This is a genomic window from Yeosuana marina, from assembly GCF_011762485.1.
Lineage (GTDB): Bacteria > Bacteroidota > Bacteroidia > Flavobacteriales > Flavobacteriaceae > Yeosuana > Yeosuana marina.
The window spans coordinates 1-707 of the sequence record NZ_JAAKGI010000048.1; the positions used below are offsets into that span (position 1 = coordinate 1).

The window sequence follows — 707 nt, forward strand, 5'->3', positions numbered from 1 at the left end:
TTACTTTCAATTGGTGTATCAATATCAGCACAAGTTGAGTTATGGGCAGGAATTAGTGAGCCGCTATTATTTTGCGATACATATTCTGTAAATAATTGATGTGAGTTTATTTCGTTGTTGTTGTCAATATTTATCGGTGTGCCTTGAATTCCTGCAATTTGCCATATGTTTTGAACATAATTCCATTGTGCTACATTATCATTTTGGTTAGAAAATCCAGTAATGTCAGAATTAGCAGTTGCTCCAACATTTGAAATCCAAGAAGGAAAATTACCATTATCAAGAACAAATCCATTTGGACCACTAAATAAACCAACTTTATATAAACTTACTTGTTTGCTTATAAAGAAAGCGTGTCTGCTTCCCATAGAATGTCCAGCCAGACTAATTAAATTCCAATTTATTTCATTGTTTGACGTCAAAAATTGATTCCATTCTTCTGAAGGGTTTTGTGAGTTCAGATAAAGTATCATTTTAGTAATTCTATTTATAAATGAATTTGGAAAATTTACATTTACCTCTGTTGAATAATCTACTCCTTCAAAGTACTCTTTTAAAGCATTTTGAACACAATTTTCATCATTTGTATTATTGCAAATTCCGCTACTGCTCAATGAATTATCATAGTGTAAACCAAAAGAATAGTAACCGTATTCAGCCGCAGTCTGTATGATTTTTTTATATGCTTCAGGTGAAGCAGCTGTTCC

At 31.8% G+C, this 707-nt stretch carries 1 protein-coding gene; it reads right to left on the minus strand.

Going from position 1 to position 707, the window contains the following annotated elements; all coding sequences use genetic code 11:
- The coding region (locus tag G5V56_RS18795) for a BPSS1187 family protein (protein WP_206285925.1) at window positions 1-707 on the minus strand (707 nt) is incomplete at both ends.